16 protein-coding genes and 2 pseudogenes are annotated in these 16,655 nt (G+C 41.7%); 11 read left to right on the top strand and 7 right to left on the bottom strand.

Features of this window, described 5'->3' with window-relative positions; translation table 11 throughout:
* Nucleotides 1-101 precede the first annotated feature (101 nt).
* Both HCR01_RS04170 and HCR01_RS04175 read left to right on the top strand, forming a co-directional pair.
* Entirely contained in the window at nt 102-1,682 is a 1,581-nt protein-coding gene (locus HCR01_RS04170; protein ID WP_193194785.1) for a CHAT domain-containing protein, read from the top strand.
* Between the two features lie 152 nt (nt 1,683-1,834).
* The gene (locus HCR01_RS04175; protein WP_193194787.1) at nt 1,835-2,482 is read left to right on the top strand and encodes a hypothetical protein; all 648 of its coding nucleotides are present in this window, start codon (nt 1,835-1,837) and stop codon (nt 2,480-2,482) included.
* 279 nt (nt 2,483-2,761) lie between these two features.
* On the opposite strand, the gene HCR01_RS04180 is transcribed toward HCR01_RS04175, so the two are convergent.
* Together HCR01_RS04180 and HCR01_RS04185 are read right to left on the bottom strand one after the other, a co-directional pair.
* Nucleotides 2,762-4,141 carry a PrsW family glutamic-type intramembrane protease gene (locus HCR01_RS04180; protein WP_193194789.1) on the bottom strand — a complete coding sequence of 460 codons (1,380 nt, stop codon included), beginning with the start codon at nt 4,139-4,141 and terminating at the stop codon, nt 2,762-2,764.
* 473 nt (nt 4,142-4,614) lie between these two features.
* A pseudogene (locus HCR01_RS04185) lies at nt 4,615-5,215 on the bottom strand (DJ-1/PfpI family protein).
* Nucleotides 5,216-5,331: 116 nt separating this feature from the next.
* Between HCR01_RS04185 and HCR01_RS40680 the strand changes: the two are divergent.
* Nucleotides 5,332-5,475 (top strand): annotated as a pseudogene (locus tag HCR01_RS40680) (ATP-binding protein); the annotation flags it as partial.
* Nucleotides 5,476-5,594: 119 nt separating this feature from the next.
* On the opposite strand, the gene rsmG reads toward HCR01_RS40680, so the two are convergent.
* Both rsmG and HCR01_RS04200 read right to left on the bottom strand, forming a co-directional pair.
* On the bottom strand, nt 5,595-6,344 hold the full coding sequence (rsmG, locus tag HCR01_RS04195) for a 16S rRNA (guanine(527)-N(7))-methyltransferase RsmG (protein ID WP_193194791.1): 750 nt from the start codon (nt 6,342-6,344) through the stop codon (nt 5,595-5,597).
* A 109-nt stretch (nt 6,345-6,453) separates the two neighbouring features.
* The gene (locus HCR01_RS04200; RefSeq protein WP_193194793.1) at nt 6,454-7,128 is read right to left on the bottom strand and encodes an ABC transporter ATP-binding protein; all 675 of its coding nucleotides are present in this window, start codon (nt 7,126-7,128) and stop codon (nt 6,454-6,456) included.
* 372 nt (nt 7,129-7,500) lie between these two features.
* On the opposite strand from HCR01_RS04200, the gene HCR01_RS04205 reads away from it, so the two are divergent.
* The 3 genes from HCR01_RS04205 (at nt 7,501) to HCR01_RS04215 (ending at nt 9,486) form a co-directional block, all read left to right on the top strand.
* On the top strand, nt 7,501-8,463 hold the full coding sequence (locus HCR01_RS04205; RefSeq protein ID WP_193194795.1) for a Sll0314/Alr1548 family TPR repeat-containing protein: 963 nt from the start codon (nt 7,501-7,503) through the stop codon (nt 8,461-8,463).
* Nucleotides 8,464-8,593: 130 nt separating this feature from the next.
* Nucleotides 8,594-9,046, top strand: a complete 453-nt coding sequence (locus HCR01_RS04210) for a DUF3531 family protein (protein ID WP_193195206.1) — start codon at nt 8,594-8,596, stop codon at nt 9,044-9,046.
* 8 nt (nt 9,047-9,054) lie between these two features.
* On the top strand, nt 9,055-9,486 hold the full coding sequence (locus HCR01_RS04215; RefSeq protein WP_193194797.1) for an NUDIX hydrolase: 432 nt from the start codon (nt 9,055-9,057) through the stop codon (nt 9,484-9,486).
* A gap of 228 nt (nt 9,487-9,714) precedes the next feature.
* Here HCR01_RS04215 and HCR01_RS04220 read toward each other — a convergent pair whose 3' ends face one another.
* Both HCR01_RS04220 and HCR01_RS04225 read right to left on the bottom strand, forming a co-directional pair.
* Nucleotides 9,715-10,506 carry an FkbM family methyltransferase gene (locus HCR01_RS04220; protein ID WP_193194799.1) on the bottom strand — a complete coding sequence of 264 codons (792 nt, stop codon included), beginning with the start codon at nt 10,504-10,506 and terminating at the stop codon, nt 9,715-9,717.
* A gap of 556 nt (nt 10,507-11,062) precedes the next feature.
* Entirely contained in the window at nt 11,063-11,368 is a 306-nt protein-coding gene (locus HCR01_RS04225; RefSeq protein ID WP_193194801.1) for a DUF4090 family protein, read from the bottom strand.
* Between the two features lie 207 nt (nt 11,369-11,575).
* On the opposite strand from HCR01_RS04225, the gene HCR01_RS04230 reads away from it, so the two are divergent.
* From HCR01_RS04230 to HCR01_RS04250, 5 genes are all read left to right on the top strand, one after another.
* Nucleotides 11,576-11,959, top strand: a complete 384-nt coding sequence (locus HCR01_RS04230; RefSeq protein ID WP_193194803.1) for a hypothetical protein — start codon at nt 11,576-11,578, stop codon at nt 11,957-11,959.
* Nucleotides 11,960-12,282: 323 nt separating this feature from the next.
* Nucleotides 12,283-12,441, top strand: a complete 159-nt coding sequence (locus HCR01_RS04235) for a hypothetical protein (RefSeq protein WP_193194805.1) — start codon at nt 12,283-12,285, stop codon at nt 12,439-12,441.
* Nucleotides 12,442-12,598: 157 nt separating this feature from the next.
* Nucleotides 12,599-13,324, top strand: coding sequence for a lasso peptide biosynthesis B2 protein (locus HCR01_RS04240; protein WP_193194807.1), 726 nt, complete (start codon nt 12,599-12,601; stop codon nt 13,322-13,324).
* A gap of 2 nt (nt 13,325-13,326) precedes the next feature.
* Entirely contained in the window at nt 13,327-15,222 is a 1,896-nt protein-coding gene (locus HCR01_RS04245; protein WP_193194809.1) for an asparagine synthase-related protein, read from the top strand.
* 34 nt (nt 15,223-15,256) lie between these two features.
* Nucleotides 15,257-16,240 carry a phytanoyl-CoA dioxygenase family protein gene (locus HCR01_RS04250; protein ID WP_193194810.1) on the top strand — a complete coding sequence of 328 codons (984 nt, stop codon included), beginning with the start codon at nt 15,257-15,259 and terminating at the stop codon, nt 16,238-16,240.
* A gap of 79 nt (nt 16,241-16,319) precedes the next feature.
* Here HCR01_RS04250 and HCR01_RS04255 read toward each other — a convergent pair whose 3' ends face one another.
* Nucleotides 16,320-16,574 carry a hypothetical protein gene (locus HCR01_RS04255; RefSeq protein ID WP_193194812.1) on the bottom strand — a complete coding sequence of 85 codons (255 nt, stop codon included), beginning with the start codon at nt 16,572-16,574 and terminating at the stop codon, nt 16,320-16,322.
* Between the last annotated feature and the right edge of the window lie 81 nt (nt 16,575-16,655).

Consider the following 16,655-nt stretch of genomic DNA (forward strand, 5'->3'; position numbering starts at 1 on the left):
TACAGGTAATAACTAAAATGAAAAATTTACAAGGTGAAGTTTTAACCTTGAAAAATTGTTATTTGAAATGATTTGTTTTTAGCTTGTAGTTTAATGAATCCATGCCATCCCTGAATCTGGCGATCGCCCGTCTCCTAAACACTGGCACTGACAACTTCGCCATTTGGGTGGTCAAAGCTCCCTATCCTAGTGGCTATGTTCTACGTGACTGTGTATGGCCTGTTGAACTAACTCAAGTCTGGCAAGAATGGCAGCAAATGTTTGCTGGTCATAGTCGCTTAGATATTTCCCCTTCAATATCTGGGCGGGTAAACCCATTCCCCATTAACTTGATTTCACCCCCTTCAAGTCAGGCCACGGGGCCTTACAGTAGTCGTCTAATGCAATACTTAGGAATAAGTTTATGGCGCTGGGTATTCGACGGATCAATTCTCGGTAGTCTGGAACGTAGTCGCGGCATTGCGATGGGTCAGCATACACAATTACGCTTTCGACTGGAAATTCGTGACCCGGATCTCATCGCTCTGCCTTGGGAAATTATGCAGCGTGAGCCTGGTCAATCGGCTATGTCATTTTCCCAAGACTTGCTATTTAGTCGCACCAGCAGTGAAGTTGATCCCCTGCCATATTTGCGAACTGACCAGGCTTTAAGTATCCTGCTAGTTTTAGGTCATGATGATAATCTGCAACTAGAACAAGAAGCCGCAATTTTACAACAAACTCTTGCAGATGCCACCACCGGGGCTGGCAATTCCCAGAAATATGCACCCTGTATAGTAAATACACTTCTGCAACCTACCCCGCAGGAGTTGATTCAAGAGCTAGAAACTAAAGCATACAACGTCTTTTTTTATGCTGGTCATGGTTTGCCTGGGCCAGATGGGGGATTACTGTTTTTACGCCCAGAGATGACCCTCAATGGTATAGAATTAGCGCAAGTATTGACGCGTACGGGTGTGAAATTGGCGGTTTTCAATGCCTGTTGGGGAGCGCAACCCGCCGCTATCAATCATCAAGCTGTGCCTGCTAGCAGTTTAGCAGAAGTACTTATCCGTCATGGTGTGCCTGCTGTTTTAGGGATGCGCGACGAAATTGCTGACCACGAAAGCCACAGTTTTATTCAAGCCTTTACCGAAGCTTTGCGATCACGCAAGCCAATTGATGAAGCTGTAGCACAAGCCAGACAAGAATTATTAACTTTATATAAATTCAATCAACCAGCTTGGACTTTGCCTGTTCTCTACCTGCATCCAGATTTTGATGGCGAACTCATTAAGAGCTTTGATGAAGGAATTACGGAATTACCCGATACTGCTATCCCTGAAATCGGTTCCCCGGTTCCCATAGCCTCTTTGCGAGCGCTTTCTCCAGGTGGTATAACCTGGTCTTTGCGTTCTGGAGTCACTCGCATCGGTCGCACGAGAGATAATGATATTGTCATCCCAGAACCGTCGGTTTCTAAACGCCACGCTGAAATCTTATGCCGTAACACTCTCACCGATGCTACGCTGGTGCGAACTTATTACTTGCAAGATTTATCTACCTACGGCACAACTTGGTTTTTAGCTCCTAATGGTTGGCAGCAAATCCTCCGCGAGGAAGTCCCATTGAAATCAGGAATGCAGTTAAAGTTTGGTAGTGCTAGAGGCGAAACCTGGGAGTTTATTATTGAAGACTCTTAGCTCAAGTCATAGCAGAAATGAGATTTCAGTCATTAACATCAGCCTTTAGAACCTGCGTTCACTATAAGGAAAAACAACTTTGTTTTTGCGGAAATCTGATTCTTGCAGTTGTAGCTGTCAATACCGCTAATTAATCAATCATGAGGCAAAAAATGAATAATAAAATCAACAGTTCTAACACTTCCAACTCTTTGCCGTCTCAAGTGGATTTAGAGTTTTTAGAAGCGTTATTGGAATCAGAGGATGCGACTTATCCCTGGAATCCAGCTGATGAGGAGTCAGAAGCTTATTTTCACGAACTAGAACAGGAGTTCGTGATCCCAGATTGGCTGGAGGATGAACTTAAAACAAGATCAGAAGGTTTTTACAACCATCTAGATACACTTTGGTCTAGTGTTCCAAATACTTTATGCTACGAGCATACTACAGATCAAGCACTTGATATTAATCTTCAAGAAACTTTACAAAATACTTTTGCTCCCTGTGTACCCCAAGTTTGGCTCAACGTGATCGCCAAGAAAGCTGCTGAAATTTTTGCGCCTCACCAATCAATAGGCGGCCAACTGGTTGAGTGTGTTCAGAGTGTACTACCAACTTGGGGAGCAGAAGACCTATTAGTATTAGCCCGTCCTCTTGCCTACTCTATGCGAAGCAACGAACCGCAAAATGTAGCATCTGTAGTTAGTAATCTTGACAATCGTGAGTGGACAACTTTATCAGAAATAGAGCAAGCTAAAGTTAGTTTAGCGATCGCCTACTATGCTTTAAATCAACTTAATAGCTATCAGTCTAAACCATAACTTCAGTTTGCCATCTATTCCTTTCATCTCACATTATTTTGATTAGATTCAAGGGGCAAGTATGTATGATGTCTGTAAGTGGAGTAGTGGTTGTGTTGAAAGTATTACAGTTCTCTTATTTTCTTGCTTCAGACATAGAAACCCCAAATTAATTTCACAATAAGTTTATTGTAAGAATACCGCTATCTATCCCAAGACGTAAATAGTTAGTCAAGAGTCAAGGCTCAAGGGTCAGTATTTATTCCCCTTGTGCTCTCATGCTCCCTCATCTTCCCTCTCCTATTTTGGCCCAAGAAAGCGAGTCGCAAAATTTTGCGATCGCGTTGGTGACAGCGCCCGTGCTTTGAGAATTGCTGCCATCAAAAAGGCGTAAGATAACACACCAACAACCACTAACAGCAGAGCGTTGATAGATCCTGTAGCATTCCATAAAGCGTGGAGTGCAGCGGCGCTCAGATAACCAACCAAGAGAATTTGCCAACTTCTACTGGGCTTAAGCACAGCCAAACCAATAAAATAGCCCAAGTACCCACTGTAAGCCATGTGTCCGGCTACAGAGCCTAAAATTCGCGGAATAAGTAATTGTAAACCCACCAATTGACCAGTCCCGATGTCTACCTGTTGGGTAACATTTTGAGTGATATCTGGCACATATTGTCCGAGAGTTTCCAATAGCGTAAAACCTACAGCAGAAGCCGTTCCTAGAAGAATGCCATCTAAAGGTTCCCAAACACCTATGCGTTCCCGCCAAGGTGAGGACAGTATTCTCCCAATAAAAAACGCTCCTAGTACAGGTAATGCCTTGAGTAGTTCCTCCATTAATCCCGCGCCAAAAAACATTCGCACTAGCAACTCTGTAAAGGTTGTAGAGTCTTGAGGCGAAGACAAGTTACCAGGTAGAATGCCGCGAAACACGAAGATAAATAAATTCAACACAGGACTGAGCAAAATTAGCGTTGTGCTCAAGGCTGTTGCCATTAGTACCCACCAAGGCTTTTGTTTACCGCAAAGTTGGTAAACAAAATAGTAGGCAGCAGAAGCTATGTAAGTTGCTACTATAACTTGATTGGCTTGGGGTTGACCTACCGTAGCAAACATCAATACCACAAATATTACCGTCAGTATTCCTGGTACGAGATAAGCTTTACGAGTCAAATCTTTACCAGTGGAAATAATTGGAAACAGTTGAGTAAAGCTAACCGAATCTGGCGGCTTTAATTGTGTGTGGTTGTAGTAGTTTGTCGCCGAAGGCAGTGGTGTGACTTGGTTAGCCGACATTACTGTTGCTTGAGAAGTGAATTCATACTCAAAAACGAATTGCGGCCCATCAGTACCCAGAGAAATGCGATCGCCAGGGTGCAATTCCTGACACCCGTACAAACGCTGTCCGTTTAAATAAGTGCCATTAGCACTATTCAAATCACAAACCAACCAGCTGAATTTGCTATCTGGTGATGAAGAGAGGGGACGAACCACTGCATGACGACGAGATACCATCCGGTGCATCATGGCATCCAAGACAACTTGGCAGCTGGGGTCGCGTCCAATTACTATCTCTTTACTGGGGGGGAGGGAGTAGCGAGATTCTGACCCAGAAGCCGCTCCATTACCAGACACTAGCCGCAGAAATGCATTTTGTCTTGCGTTTTTGCCTGTCATCGAGTTGAGTACGTTTCTAAAATTATTCTTAAAATACTTTGGCAGTAGGACTTAACCTTAGCCACATCAACACAACATTACTAAATACACTATAGCTTCACTCACTGCTAATAAATTCAAAATCATTAAAGTTCTGATTGATGGAAGCCATTGCTTCGATTTGTCTCAAAATTTAAAATTGTTTTACCAATGTTAATAAGCATTTTAGCTGTTGGTAGGTTTCTTGAGTCTATGTCAGGTTTATTAATCATAGTCTATAAGTTATCTACTCCTGACACTCTACTGCAAATTAAACGCATGATAATTTGTCAGAAAATAGTAGTTTTTACCACATTTAGTTGTATTCAAAAAAGATAAAATTATCGGCAGTCTATTGCCAGTTTTTTTACCACTGACAATAGACTGCTGACTACTGATGATTCTCAGACTTGAATTACTAAGCAAGCTACTTGTAAGTTAACTTTTGCTAACACTTAACTAACTGTAGCCAGTTCCGAGTGTTCAACCTTAGTTCCGAGCACTTTGAAGAATTCTGCCAACCAACGCGGGTGAGCAGGCCAAGCTGGTGCTGTCACTAAATTGCCGTCAACTATTGCCTCATCGACTGGAATATTTACGTAGATACCTCCAGTTAGATGTACATCTGATCTGCAAGCAGGATAAGCAGTACACCTCTTGCCTTGCAATACATCAGCCGCCAATAATTGTAAGCCGTGGCAGATAGCAGCAATAGGCTTCTTTGCTTGAGCAAAGTGACGAGTTATTTCTAACACCCGCTGATTCAGACGGATATATTCTGGTGCTCGTCCTCCAGGGATGACTAAGGCATCGTAAGTTTCAGCTTCTACTTCCGCAAACGTGGTGTTTAAACCAAAGTTGTGACCTGGTTTTTCACTATATAGTTTGGTCGCTCTCAAAGTCATGAATGGCTGTCCGTACTTTACCGCCAGCTTTCTTATCAGGACAAACTGCATCGACTGTATATCCCACCATTTGCAACGCCTGGAAAGGAACCATTACCTCATAGTCTTCCACATAGTCCCCAACGAGCATTAAGATCTTTTTCGCAGCCACTTTTTAGTATCCTCATTTATTGGTCAATAGTTTAGAGTCATTTTAAAGGCTAAAATTCCCGACTTCTATAAAAAAGTCGGGAATCTTAGTTTTTCACGAATGATTTAGGATGGCTTACCAGCAAAGAGGTTAGTAAAGGAACAAGATTGGCATTAGCGATCGCTCGTCAAATTGTTGAAGAAACCCATAGTGGTAAGTTAAGTTGTAATTCTATTCTTGGTGGAGGAACAGAATTTATAATTGAAATTCCTTTTGTTTAATGACTAATTTTTGTTTCTCCTTATACCAATTATGCCTAATAGAGTAACAGATTCAAAGAATGTTACCCAGATTAAATCTGACGCCTCTAAATTACAAATTACGAATTACGAATTACGAATTACAGCGGCTTTTGAGTAGGTACACCAACAGCACGAGGAAAATTAGCTGGTGTAGTTGCTGTTTTACGCAAATACAAACAGTGACGGATGCTTGTACTAATGGGAGTGAGAAACTGCTCTATTGATTCAATAACTCCACCTAGCTGCTTAACAGTAGTTTGCAAAGTGGTTATTTCATCTTCTGTACAATTACCACGATAAATTATGGCTAACCCACCCTGTTTGAGCAATGGTAGAGCATACTCTGCACAGACGGAGCCTGTACCAACAGCACGGATCAAAGCAATATCGTAGGTTTGTCGGTACTGGGATTGTTGACCTATTTCTTCAGCTCTACCTATGAGAGTTTTCGCATTGCTAAGAGCAAGTTCAGTCAAGATTTTTTCGATAAAAGTAATTTTTTTCCGAGTAGAATCCAAAAGAGTAATTGTGCAATTAGGTACAGCAATTCCTACCGGAATCCCTGGAAAACCTGCACCCGTGCCAATATCAATTACAGACGCACCCGCTTGTAGAGAAGAGATAAATCGCATTTGTGGCACAATTCCCCGCAAAGAATCCCACAGATGTTTTTCCCAAAACTCGTGGGGTTCGGTGATGCGAGTCAAATTCAATTGGCGATTTCCTTGCAAGATTAATTCATAAAGCCTCTGGAATTGCGCTTGCTGTTGAGCAGTTGGTTGCCAATTCAGAGTTTGCTGCCATATTTCTGGCATTTCCGGCAATAAGGGAGTTGTTGGGTTTGTCATTTGTTATTTGTCAAGGGTCATTTGTTAAGAGTCAAGAGTTAAGAGTCGTATTTATTCTCCCCCTGCCCCCTGCTCCTTGCCCTCTGCCCCCTGCTGCCCCTGCTCTATTTCACGCCGTTGGTTGGGGTTCTTTGACTTTAGCTCTCAGAGTTTCTGGGTCAATTGATTCTAGTTCACCGTGGTTGAGTGTCCAGCAACGGTCTGCGATCGCTAAAAGATCGCCAGCATCGTGTGTCACTATCAACAATGTCCAGTCTTGTTTCAGTTTCGCTAATAAATTTACCAGTTGCCGACGCATTGACCAATCTAATCCAGCTGTTGGTTCATCTAACAACAGTAAATTTGGCTGGCGAATTAATTGCACTGCCAAAGCTAAACGTCGTTGCTGACCACCACTCAAAGCATGAGGTGCTGCTGAAAGTGATAAATGCTCTAATCCTACTTCACTTAGTGCCTGTCTGACTCGCTCTGAACCTAATTCAGGATGCCCTAAACGCAATTCTTCTAAAATTGAACCACCACAAAAATGCCGCTCTGGAAACTGAAATACTAACCCAGCCAATTGTTGTAACTGTTCGGCTATAAGTTCTTGCTCTCGCCACAAGACTGCGCCAGAAGTGGGTTCGGCTAGTCCTGACAAAATTTCTAGTAAGGTACTTTTACCAGAACCACTAGGGCCAATAATCAGACCCAACTGCTGGGGTGCTAATTCTAGGTTGATTGATTTGAGAATCGCTGTTGGGCAAGCTGTGGGGTGATAAGTTAGATTTCTAAGATAGAGCATTTGTTAAGATTACCAAAAAGTCAGCAAATTACTGATTAACTACACCAAGAGCAACTAGAAGATTCTGAAAAGTATTCATCGCGCATTACCTGTGTTCACACCTTAATCTAGCAGCCAGAATCATCCACCTTCTCCCCGAAGTTATCAGGCGGCGGCGTCCGAGAAGTCCGAACGCTATTTGTGAATCTTCTCCATTGTGGCAGACTTACCCGTGAATAATGCCTACAACAAGCATGGGAACCTGGAAAAACTACCGAAGTCAACCTGTGTAGAAAGTGTTGGCTGAAATCGTCGCAATTTTAGGATTAACCATTTTTTGAATTTTAAGTAAGACATACAACTATTTCAACGGCAATTATTCTGAGGGCTAAAATGATTAAACGGTTTTCTTCTCGACCAATTTTGTTTGCCAAACTTACTAGCTTTGCTAAGGCTAGTTTTGCGGGTGTGATCGCCTTTGGCGTTGCCCCTTGGATAATCGCTCTTAATCTGTGGATCAGTCCCTCCCTCGCTGGAGATCCGTTTCGGAGTAACAAACCTCATGAAATTGGCGATCAAACGGAAGCAGCTTTTAAAGCAATTTTCCAACAAGGTAACTATTCAGAAGCAGAGCGTTACCTGCAAAAAGCACTATCTAATGAACCAAATGAACCTCTAGTTTATGCCATGAAAGCATCCTTAGCTTATGGAAAAAAGGATTTTGGCAAACTAGACAGCTATAGCCAGAAAACTTTAGAAACTGGACAAAAATTGATTTCAAGCAACCCTTTGCGTGGTAATTTATACACTGCCGTTGGTCATTTTTTAGAAGGAGCGGTAATTCTCACTCGCGAGGGTACAGTCAACGGTGCGCCAAGAGCTTTAGGTCGGCTGCGGCAAGTTTATGAATATTTAGACAAAGCCGAAGCGATTTCTGCCAACGACCCAGAACTGAATTTAATCAAAGGTTATATGGATTTGATGTTGGCTGTCAACTTGCCTTTTGCTAGCCCAGATCAGGCAATTGAACGCTTGCAAAGAAATGCTGCTCCTCAGTATCTTGTGGATCGGGGTATTGCTCTTGCCTACCGAGATTTAAAACAGTACTCTCAAGCGCTAGAGTATGCCAACCGCGCGATCAAAACTACATCCGATAACCCAGAAATTTATTATCTCAAAGCCCAAATCCTCAAAGAACAGGGGAGACAAGAAAAAAGCCAACAACTTATCCAAGAAGCGATCGCCAATTTTGACAAAGCATTAACTAAAAGATCTCAACTCCCAGCTAATTTGGTAAAACAAATTGAGAGTGAACGCGGCGGTGCTGTTAGTCGCCTGAATAATTCGGGTAGTTAGTTGGGCATTGGGCATTGGGCATTGGGAAGATGGAAAAAATAACTCTTGTCTCCTGTCTCCTACCTCCTTGTCTTCAGCCCTACCCTGATATGCTTATTTTTAGTAAGAGTAGTTAAAATATTTGTCCGCAATGCAGATTCAGTTCCGTGATGTTAATCCATTTGATGTTTGGATTTGGCTGAAGTTCAGCACCATTCCTTCTGGGCGTGAAAAGCAGTATGTAGAAGAGGTTTTTAATTCCTGGTTTTATTTAGGTAAACTGGGTGCATTCAATGCTGAAAATCTGCAAGTGCAGGAAACTGGATCAGATATCAACTACATGGATTATGATCCACAAGGGTATGACAAAAGCCTGCTAGCGCTGATGCATAACATGGGTGAGTTTGAGTATGAGGGTGTGTGGGCGCGTTGCTGGTTTGACTTAGGAACAAGTGATGCGATCGCCTTAGATATCTTAATCAATGCCCTCACACAGCTTTCTGAGGAATATGTCACTCTTGAAGAATTGTACATCGGCGGCGAAAATACAGATTGGCCTGTCGAAGATAGTGACAGTCGTTCTCACTCTATTTACGACAATTAGTTACAACAATGAATAAACCAGGTGAAATTCGGCTATTAGCCTTGGGGCTAATTCGGGATGGCGAACGCATATTTGTTTCTGAAGGCTATGATCCAGTCAAGCAAGACACATTTTATCGTGCTCTGGGTGGTGGTGTTGAATTTGGTGAAACTAGCCACGTAGCTTTAGAGCGAGAATTTCAAGAAGAAATTCAGGCAGATTTAACGAATATTCGCTATCTGGGTTGTATAGAAAATCTGTTTACATTTAATGGTAGACAAGGACACGAAATTATTCAACTTTACCAATGTGATTTTGCCGAACCCAAATTTTATCAACTAGAAAGTTTAATTTTTTCCGAATCAGAAACCCATAAACATCGGGCACTTTGGATAGAAATTTCTCGTTTTAAATCTGGAGAATTAAGATTAGTACCAGAAGTATTTTTTGAGTATCTGTAAATTAGCTAAAAAACCGGAGATATTTAACAAACCATAGGCTAAAACTTTGAAGTTTATTATATTAACTCTTGGGGAATAGAAGTTAAAAAAAATGGTCAGTTTGGCGATTATTTATCACGTGGCGGTATGAGCGATCGCTTACTAATAATATCTACTCTTTTTGGATTTAAAGTCTTGGTTTAGTAGCCAATCCTGATAGTTTTACCTTTCAAAAAACTCAGATACTTACTAATCGCGAATCGCAACAATATTCTGATAGGCAAAGAGTTCGTAATGAATTTGTCTTCCGCCTAAATATGCCTTCATAGGAATAAGTCCATCTCGCATCATTCTATGAAGACGATACCCTTTTAAAATCTCTTGAAAGTCTCGAAAAAATGTTCGAGACATGATATTCATATCGTTAAACTCAAATTGGATCATTTTTATGATGCCACTACTAAGAGTTTCTCTAGCCCCTTTTAAGACGGCTAATTCATGTCCTTCTGTATCTATCTTCAGAAAATCTATCTCTTTAATATCATGCTCTTTGACAAAATCATCAATGGTAGTTATCTCTATTTCGTACTCTATCGATGATGAATAATGCAGCACTTCTATGACATTCTTATACAACGATGCATGTCCTGAAGAATCTTGATCACGGTAGTCATATATCTTTGCTTTACCCTTTTGATCACCACATCCAACATTAATTGCCTGGAAGTTGAATTCTTTAGCAACTTGGGACAACGTATTAAAATGAACTGGATGAGGCTCGAATGAATATAAAATCGAGTTTGGAGCTTCAGTCTTAATTTCACGCGAATAACTACCAATATTCGCGCCAACATCAAATATTACCTTTTTTTCTTTTCCTTTGATGTATTTTTTAATAAAAAAGTCTTCTCCTGAATCAACTTTGCTTTCATAATTTAAAATGCCCATTCCTCGAAGCGAAAGATGAAACAGAGCTAAATGAAAATTAAATAAAGATTTCCTGGTAAAAAGAAATTGATAGGTTCGTTTTAGCCACTTCATTACAGAAAGCCTCATCTAAATATTGTTAAAAATTATACAAATTGCTGTTACATTTATCATGTCTATTTATCAAAAATCAATCCCTCTAGCTGTAGATTGATGTCAAACTTTGCATAGTCTTTTGAAAAACACTGAATTAATTAGGATTAGCCCTTTAAAAAGGAATGTATCTTTACTTTGTGTCTTATAGTCTTAGTGGTTAAAAAGGCAATTTTTTAACTACCAAGACAAGGGCAGCCGTGTGGGTAGGTTTCCCATGCCAGTCCGCACAATGGGAGGAACCCCCGCAAGCGGCTGGCTCGACTTGAACGGACTGCCCGTACTAAGACACGAAGATGAAAAGCCTAAGATTCGGGAAAATATTTGGGATTTTTAGCCACTTTGAAAGGGCTACTAATTAGCATTCTTAACCTGAATCTTTCAACATAAGTCAGGAGTCTGCTGTATTGTTGACTCCTGCCTTTGGTGATTGCGAATAATGCAAACCAAGTCTGTATCAGCCTACTGGGGTGATTATGTTTCCCCAAAGTCCTATTTTAGTATCCTCAGCTAATATTTACTTGCCGCTATAAAAAAAGGCAATTTCTTTCTCTTTTAGGGGTGCGAAACCAGCATCTACAAGTAATTTGTCGAGTTCTGCTTGGGGAATATGTTTTGCACCAATTCGTACAATACGCGATCGCATTGTATTGGAAACGCCACTACGCTGTCTATTGCCCTCTAGCGCCATAACTTTACCATAAAGTTCTAGCTTGGCAAGCGGAATGGGAGTACCATCAAAATCAATTCCTTGCGCGATCGCTTCATCAATAGCATCCGCACCTGTGGTAGTTTGATTTCCTGGGTTAGTTTCAGTAGGCATGACAATTTGCTCTCAAGGCTATAAGCAGATTTTACCAGCGTTGCTGATCCCTTAATATTCTGTTTGCCTACTCACTGGTATTTTTCTGTAATCCCCAATCCCTAATTTCCAGTCCCTTTTACGCCTGTTCCCTGCTATATATACGCTTGTCAGTTTTGAAGATTTTGGTTTAATCTCAAACCAACGGTGTGGCAATTAGGTGATGCTATGTCTGATGTCCAAACTCCTCACGACAAAGACCGTAAGCTCGAAAAAGCTCTGACCAACAAAATCATAGACGAATATTTTGACAACTCAGAAAGTTGGCTCAGAGCCATTTTGCGGATGTGTATCTTTTCGTTGGCTCACCTGGATGGTTTACCAGTTCTTGTTATCGAATGCCCGAATCAAGCAGTGGCTAAGCGGCTGAGTCGCAAAACTTATCCTTTTCGAGGAATTGTATATTATTTAACTGATAATCTTGATGGTCGCGATCGCAGCCTGTTTTGCTATCAAGAGCGCTCTGGGGATTGGCGTTGTTTTGATACCAGTACTTACACGTGGAAAACTTTGGGTAATTTGCAATCGCCTATTGCTCCGACTGATGGTTGATTAAGGAGTTAGGAGTCAAGAGTCAAAAGTCAAGAGAAATTACTGCTGACATGATGCGATGGTCCTGAGATTGGTTTGAATGGCACGACCTCTACAAGAGAACTCTTGCAAAATTTTTTCCCAGTTTTGGAATATTTTGTGTAGAGTCTTCGTTATAAGAAATAGAAACTGCTGATCATCAGCAAATCTATAGGAAGAGGATTAGACCTAAGCCCGAAGACCACGACAGAGAGAGGCTGTTCATGGTGATCACGCACTAGAGAATCAAACAAAGCATTCTGTCTTTTGAATTCTTTTTCAATTTTCTTTGATAGGAGCTAGTTATGAAATTTCAACAGCTTGAATTGACAAATACATGCAGTAGTGGTGAACAAGCCAAAGCACAAGACTATCACGCGCCAAAACTATACGAACTTGGCAATCTCGATAAAGTACAGGGTTACTGGGGATATTGGGATGATTGGGGTGGGTATTATTCTTAATCCATTTATAGCCAATAGCGAGGATTGAAAGCTCAATGCTTTTGATCAGACGGTACTCACCAAGCTAAGTCTTGAAAACGTAATCATGACGCAGGCACCTTGCAGAGATGTTTCTCAAGCTGCCTGCTCATATACAAAAACAAAGAGATTGACGTTTATGACAAACATAGGGTGGCAAGAACTTAGCTCCAATATGTTGATGAAGGCAGAACAATCCTACCATCTCCAAGCGGATGTAATCTTGTTCTTGCAAAATGGAGTGGCACGGCTGCTAGATCTCAATCGTGGCAGATTTTACGGATTAGATTTAGTCAGTACAAAAATGTTAATGCTCTTAATTGAGCATGGTTTAGAGACGTCTGTGCATTATATTGCTCAGGAATATGGTATTACAGAGGAGCAGGTGCGAACTGACTTAACAAAATTCCTGCGTGATTTGCAATCTAAGCAATTGATTCGCTCTAAATTACCACACTCCCACCCTGTAGTACCATCTCCTCTCGTTACCTCTGTGTTGCTAACACTTGCCTGGATTAGCATTCGTATTTTGGGTTGGACTAAAACTATCCGTTTTTGGCAGTTTTGGCACTATCCTACTGACAATAATAAACTTTCTGGCGATTGGGAAACAGCAGTCAAAGCAGTTGATGACGTAGTTCGTCAAACAGCAGCGAGGTACTTTTTATTGCCGATTGCCTGTAAAGAACGTGCCCTTGTTGGTTGGCAAATTCTAAAAACAATTTTTGGTTTTCCAGCAGAACTAGTGTTTGGCATTAACTTATATCCTTTTCAGGCACACGCTTGGGTAGAGTGTGGCTCCTGGATTGTAACGGATGATCGTAGCCACTGTGAGATATTTACCCCTGCAATACGGTATTGCTAAATATGAGAGTAGGATTTGATGTCTTCACTGCCTTGAATGAAGATACTCAGTTTCATTTATTTTCCTGCCATAGAGATGATCCCAAGCAAGCACCTTTAGTTACATTTGCTGACGATCGCCAATCTGGAGTTGCATCTGTACTTTTGGGACACCTGTGTTATCAAGATGAAATTCTCTCAAAATTGCCGCAATCAATGAGGCAAAGTTGTGCTTCCGATGCGACCATCGCCATAATTGTCTATTGTTACAGTGGTCTTAAGGCTCTTGAAGAATTAGAGGGTGAATTTTCCTTAGTATTGTGGGATGGAGCTTCGCAGCGTTTATTTGCTTTAAGAGACCCCCTTGGTTCGTGGCCTCTATTTTGGCTCGTCAACTCCCAAAGAATAGCCGTAAGTACGAGTTTGCGATCGCTTCTGGCTTTGCTACCTGAAAGATCACTAGATCTTGATTTCATAGCCCAGTTTATTATGTGGTCTAATCCAGGTTTTGAGCTACCCACTGAAAGAACACCATTCCCAGAAATTAAGCGCGTTCTTCCTGGCACTACGTTGGAAATGAACCCAATCGGACAGGTAAAAAGTCACTGTTGGTGGAATTGGAAAGCAAAACTCGGCAAAAATAATAACATCACACTAGAGGAAGCTGGCGAACAGTACGCTGAACTTTTGAGACAAGCCGTTAAACAAAGAGTCCAGCGAGGGCGAATTGCTGCCCATTTATCGGGAGGAATGGATTCTTCGAGTATAGTTTGTACGGCTCGTGAATGGATGCTATCAGGCGTAGGGCGATCGCCCTTACATACTTTGTCGGAAGTGTACAAAAGGCCTTGCTTGGTTGGTGAGCGAGATTATGTTGAAATGGTGATTGAACAAGGTGGGCCAGTTGAAGCCCACTTGATCGACTCAGACAATGCACTGGACTTTCTTTGGTTTAACGAGGAAATCCCCATACATGATGAGCCTTACCCGTATTTAAACCAGTTGGGGATGGAAAAGATTTTAATTGAGACTGCCCATCAAGTTGGAGTAGACACTATATTGACAGGTATAGGAGGTGATCAACTACTAGCCAGCAAACGGCTTTACATCGCCGACTTTTTACGGCAGGGTCGATGGTTGGTAGCACTTTTCGAGGCTAACCGATGGGCCTATGCTAAAAACCAAGATGTATGGTCGATAATGTATGGATGCGGTATTCAGCCTGCTTGGCCTATCTTAACAGGTGAAAGATTCGGATATTTCTTACGACATGGGTTTGGACATTGGCCAAACCTTGGAGCATTTTCTATTCCTCCGTGGGTGATTCCTGATTTTGCTCGCAGTTATCAGATGCAGAGTGTTGGCAGAGAAAACGCTCAAAAGTTATATCATAGCCCTATTGAAATTGCTGCGGATTTATGGGCTATCCAAAGCTCTGTAGGAGATTGGTCTAGTTGGAATCTGGCAGCTCCACGAGGAATGCACAACTCTCGTCCCTTCCTTGATCCACGTCTATTGAGTTTTTGCTTGGGGCTTCCAAGAAGCATCAGGGAAATCCCTGGGATGCCTAAACCCGTACTCCAAAAGGCTATGCAGGGAGTGTTGCCCGAAGCCATCCGTATTAGGACAGACAAAAGGTCTTTTAACGATAACTATTGGCTAGGTTTATCAAAGCATCTACCGCAATTAGAAACAATGGTTCAAACTTCGGCTATCTGCGAGTTAGGTATATTTGATAAATCACAATTAATTCGAGTCATGCATCAAGCTGCCGTTGGTATCGGAGATATGCCAACTTGTGGTCGCATTAACATCACACTTTCACTCATCGCCTGGTTTGAGCAGATGAGCAAGACCTGGCATCACCTTCTGGAAAAGCCCACTGAAATACATTGTATAAATTATCTTTTGCAGATTTAGTGTTAGTACTTAACACTGAAGGGAGCAGTTAACAATGCAAAGTATTTTAATTAACGATTTATCAGTCGATTACTCTCTGACTAACCCAACTTCATTAGCAAAGTCCGACAACCAAGCTAAGCAGTTGTTTGGTGAGTTTGGTTGCTTTTTGGCTAAAGAACTACTTACTGATGAAGAACTCAATTCAGTCCGCTGTGATATTAGGCAGCTGATTGAACTAAAAATGCAACAGTTAGGGTTGCAAAAAGAATCCACAGCAAATGCGCTTACCGGATTTGATGAAGGATTTCAACAATTGAGTCAGTTAGAGTATATGCACGGACAGGTGATTAAACACGCTGCTCGTTTATTAATTTCTATCCACCAAATAAACGTCAACCCCAAGCTAGTCAGACTTTCCAAGAAACTGATGTCTACAAACACATTAATGGCTAATATGTTGTTTGATATACGGGTCGATAGACCTTACGAAGACGAGCATCTATTTCCGTGGCATCAGGATTATCCAGTTATCCAGGACTCTGAAGATGCAGTAGTATACTGGATTCCATTACGGAACGTGGAAGAACAGGATGGTTGTTTGCAGATTGCACCTGGATCGCACAAGCTGGGGGTGTTACCAAGGAGGGCACGGAGCAAGAATGAACCCCCAAGTGTCGATATTGTTGATTGGTCGATACTGAGGCAATTTCCGCATCTTCACGTACCTATGCAAATAGGCGACGTGCTGGTTTTCAATACCCTAATGCTACATGCCAGTGGAGTTAATCGCAGCGATCGCATCCGCTGGACACTCCAAATCCGCCACGGTAATTTTGAACATTCTAAAGCGATAGCAAGAGGTTGGCCCGCCAGTATGGCTCTCAAGATGCCTTTTGAGCGATCGCACCCAGAGTATATCATTGGTTCACCACTGATTGAAGATACCAATAGTCGAGAGCAGGAATTTAACCCATACTTTCAATTGCCTGATGAACTCAAACGCAATGCTAGATTGAGTACTTTCTATGGAGGATAAGCTAATTCATTCATGAAACTCTCTTTATTTCTTTTGTTAGCAATTTAATATAACGAATGCCTCTCGTTAGAAGCTCACTCTAATCACGAGTTTGGCGCGTCACTGAACCGCCGATAAATGCCCCTAAAATTGTGCCTGTCCATATTCCTGTAGTGCTACCTTGCCACATTGCTCCTGGTGTTACCCAAGCGTTGCACATCTGCTTGAAACCCCAAGGCTGATTTTGACACTTTTGGTTATGCAACATTAAGGTAATTTGTCCGCCAATGTAACCACCAAAAAAACCTGATGACAGTGCTAAAAAGGTGCAAATTAAAATTCTATTCTTAGTCATTTGTTAATTGTCAATTGTCATTAGTCCTTTGTCATTAGAACATTACCAAACCAAGGAATAATGACAAAGGACTCCACACAG

This window comes from Nostoc sp. MG11, from assembly GCF_014904695.1.
In the GTDB taxonomy this organism is placed as follows: Bacteria; Cyanobacteriota; Cyanobacteriia; order Cyanobacteriales; family Nostocaceae; genus Komarekiella.

Excerpts from the sequence above, each read along its gene's own strand:
- HCR01_RS04175 (WP_193194787.1), top strand. The coding sequence starts at position 1,835 with ATGAATAATAAAATCAACAGTTCTAACACTTCCAACTCTTTGCCGTCT.
- HCR01_RS04200 (WP_193194793.1), bottom strand. The coding sequence starts at position 7,128 with ATGCTCTATCTTAGAAATCTAACTTATCACCCCACAGCTTGCCCAACA.
- HCR01_RS04215 (WP_193194797.1), top strand. The coding sequence starts at position 9,055 with ATGAATAAACCAGGTGAAATTCGGCTATTAGCCTTGGGGCTAATTCGG.
- HCR01_RS04250 (WP_193194810.1), top strand. The coding sequence starts at position 15,257 with ATGCAAAGTATTTTAATTAACGATTTATCAGTCGATTACTCTCTGACT.
- HCR01_RS04255 (WP_193194812.1), bottom strand. The coding sequence starts at position 16,574 with ATGACTAAGAATAGAATTTTAATTTGCACCTTTTTAGCACTGTCATCA.
- HCR01_RS04220 (WP_193194799.1), bottom strand. The coding sequence starts at position 10,506 with ATGAAGTGGCTAAAACGAACCTATCAATTTCTTTTTACCAGGAAATCT.
- HCR01_RS04170 (WP_193194785.1), top strand. The coding sequence starts at position 102 with ATGCCATCCCTGAATCTGGCGATCGCCCGTCTCCTAAACACTGGCACT.
- HCR01_RS04210 (WP_193195206.1), top strand. The coding sequence starts at position 8,594 with ATGCAGATTCAGTTCCGTGATGTTAATCCATTTGATGTTTGGATTTGG.
- HCR01_RS04225 (WP_193194801.1), bottom strand. The coding sequence starts at position 11,368 with ATGCCTACTGAAACTAACCCAGGAAATCAAACTACCACAGGTGCGGAT.
- HCR01_RS04245 (WP_193194809.1), top strand. The coding sequence starts at position 13,327 with ATGAGAGTAGGATTTGATGTCTTCACTGCCTTGAATGAAGATACTCAG.
- HCR01_RS04235 (WP_193194805.1), top strand. The coding sequence starts at position 12,283 with ATGAAATTTCAACAGCTTGAATTGACAAATACATGCAGTAGTGGTGAA.
- HCR01_RS04240 (WP_193194807.1), top strand. The coding sequence starts at position 12,599 with ATGACAAACATAGGGTGGCAAGAACTTAGCTCCAATATGTTGATGAAG.
- HCR01_RS04230 (WP_193194803.1), top strand. The coding sequence starts at position 11,576 with ATGTCTGATGTCCAAACTCCTCACGACAAAGACCGTAAGCTCGAAAAA.
- HCR01_RS04205 (WP_193194795.1), top strand. The coding sequence starts at position 7,501 with ATGATTAAACGGTTTTCTTCTCGACCAATTTTGTTTGCCAAACTTACT.
- HCR01_RS04180 (WP_193194789.1), bottom strand. The coding sequence starts at position 4,141 with ATGACAGGCAAAAACGCAAGACAAAATGCATTTCTGCGGCTAGTGTCT.
- rsmG (WP_193194791.1), bottom strand. The coding sequence starts at position 6,344 with ATGACAAACCCAACAACTCCCTTATTGCCGGAAATGCCAGAAATATGG.